The sequence below is a fragment of the Kineococcus haloalkalitolerans genome (genome assembly GCF_050871905.1).
Lineage (GTDB): Bacteria > Actinomycetota > Actinomycetes > Actinomycetales > Kineococcaceae > Kineococcus.
This window is the reverse complement of sequence record NZ_JBJLSH010000100.1, coordinates 1-2,186: the sequence shown is the minus strand read 5'-3', so window position 1 is coordinate 2,186 and position 2,186 is coordinate 1. Positions and strand designations below refer to the sequence as shown.

At 81.4% G+C, this 2,186-nt stretch carries 3 protein-coding genes; 2 read left to right on the top strand and 1 reads right to left on the bottom strand.

Annotated features, from left to right (window positions below):
* Nucleotides 1-222 precede the first annotated feature (222 nt).
* Nucleotides 223-744 (bottom strand): DUF3093 domain-containing protein, encoded by a 522-nt coding sequence (locus tag ACRYMY_RS19635; protein ID WP_432548895.1) that lies wholly within the window; start codon nucleotides 742-744, stop codon nucleotides 223-225.
* A 118-nt stretch (nucleotides 745-862) separates the two neighbouring features.
* On the opposite strand from ACRYMY_RS19635, the gene dut reads away from it, so the two are divergent.
* Together dut and ACRYMY_RS19625 are read left to right on the top strand one after the other, a co-directional pair.
* The gene (dut, locus tag ACRYMY_RS19630) at nucleotides 863-1,378 is read left to right on the top strand and encodes a dUTP diphosphatase (protein ID WP_432548896.1); all 516 of its coding nucleotides are present in this window, start codon (nucleotides 863-865) and stop codon (nucleotides 1,376-1,378) included.
* Nucleotides 1,375-2,186: DUF3710 domain-containing protein (locus tag ACRYMY_RS19625; RefSeq protein ID WP_432548894.1), on the top strand; the 812-nt coding region annotated here is incomplete at its 3' end. The genes dut and ACRYMY_RS19625, both read left to right, overlap by 4 nt.

Sequence of the window (2,186 nt, the reverse complement as noted above, 5' to 3'; positions counted from 1 at the left end):
ACGGCGGCGGCCACGGCGTCCAGCAGCTGCGGCCACTCGTGCGGCGAGGCCCCGCCGCGCGACATGCCGCTGTCGACCTCCAGGTGCAGGCGGGCGGCGGGGGGGGGGGGGGGGGGGGGGGGGGGGGGGGGGGCGCGCGGCCCCCCCCCCCCCCCCCCCCCCCCCGCCGTGCGTCCGGGGGCTCCCGTCGGCGTCCGAGGACCGCCGGTGGGCCCCCGGACGTCAGCGCGCGGCGGCCGCGGCGGCGGAGAGCACCGCCGCCAGCTCGCGCGGGCGCCGGGTGGAGACCATCCAGTACGGCGCCGGGTCCCGCGGGTCGTCCAGGTGCACGCGCACCGCGCCCGGCACCCACGAGCGGATCGCCAGGTGGGCGCGCGCGTCCAGCTGGGTGCCCAGCGCCGCGCGCCGCTGCGCGGGCAGGACCGGGTCGGCACCGCTGACCACCTCCAGCGGCAGCCGGGCCCGGCCGACGTGGAACGCGCCGTCCTCGAGCCGGGTCCGCGTCGCCAGCGACAGCAGGACGGCCGCGGACACCAGCGCGCCCAGCACCGCGCCGACCAGCGCGGCCGTGGTGCCCCAGATCGGCAGCGGCACCAGCGCCGCGCCCACGACGACGACCAGCGAGGACGCCCACGACCCCGGCGCCGGCCACCAGCGCTCGTCCCAGGTCAGCGCGCCGCCCGCGGCCCCGCCGGCCGCCCCGTCCGCCGCGTCCGCCGCTCCGCCCCTCGTGCCGTGCGCCACGCCGCCAGCCTCTCACGGGCCGCGGGTAGGGTCGGGGCCCGTGACGGACAGCACGCTCAGCGCGACGACGCCCGGTGCGCCCGGGGCGCCCGGCGCCGCGCCGCCCGCCGGGACGGAGCTGCCCGTGCCCACGGTGCTCACGGCCGGCGCCCCCGCGCCCTCGTACGCGCACCCGGGCGACGCCGGCGCGGACCTGACCACCCGCGTGGACGTCGAGCTCGGCCCGGGGGAGCGGGCCACCGTGCCCACGGGCGTGTCGGTCGCGCTGCCCGACGGGTACGCGGCCTTCGTCGTCCCCCGCTCCGGGCTCGCCGCCCGCCTGGGCGTGACCACGCTCAACGCCCCCGGCACCGTCGACGCCGGCTACCGCGGTGAGATCAAGGTCACCCTGCTCAACACCGACCCCCGCGAGACCGTCCGCCTGCACGCCGGCGAGCGCGTGGCGCAGCTGGTCGTGCAGCGCGTCGAGCGCGTGGACTTCCGGCTCGTGGACGCCCTGCCGGGCTCGGTGCGCGGCACCGGCGGCCACGGTTCCACCGGCGGGGCCCGCGCGCTGACCGGCGCCACCGCCGCCGGGTCCCCCGGCACCACCACCCCCAGCAACCCCAGCACCGACGAGGAGGGCCGGCCGTGAGCCTGTTCCGACGACGCAACAAGGCCGCTGACACGGGGTCGGCCACGTCCGCGGGCCCGGCGGCGGACTCCCCCGCCGGCACCGCGGTGGGCGACGAGTCCGTGACCACGGCGGAGTCCTCGGCGGCGCCCGCGACGGCCGCGGCCGGCGTGGTCCGCGACCCGGAGGCCGAGGCGGCCGCCGCCGCCGCGCAGGAGCCGGGCGACGGCGCGGCCCCCGGGGCCTCCGCGTCCACCTCCGGGGCGTTCGACCGCAGCGCCGGACCCTTCGACGTCGCCGAGGTCGACGAGGACGACACCCGCCTGCCGCTGGGCGGGCTGCGGCTGAAGGGCCGCGACGGCATGGAGCTGCGCTTCGAGGTCGAGGAGGCCACCGGGCGCGTCATCGCCGTCACGGTCGGCCTGGGCGGGTCCACCGTGCAGCTGCAGGTCTTCGCCGCCCCCCGCACGAGCGGCGTGTGGGACGAGGTCCGCGCGGAGATCGCCACGGCCGTCACCCGCCAGGGCGGCGCGGCCGAGGAGGTCGCCGGCGCCTTCGGCACCGAGCTGCTGTGCCGGCTGCCCGTGCGCACGCAGGACGGGCGCACCGCGCACCAGCCGACCCGCTTCGCGGGGATCGACGGCCCGCGCTGGTTCCTGCGCGCCGTCTTCTCCGGCCACGCCGCCCACGACGCGGCCGCGGCCGCGCCGCTGGAGGCCGTGGTGGGGGGGGGGGGGGGGGGGGGGGGGGCCGGGGGGCTGGCCCCCCGCGAGCGGGTGCGGCAGGCGCTGGCCCAGGTGCGCCCCGCCGCCCAGCCCGCAGCCGGGCC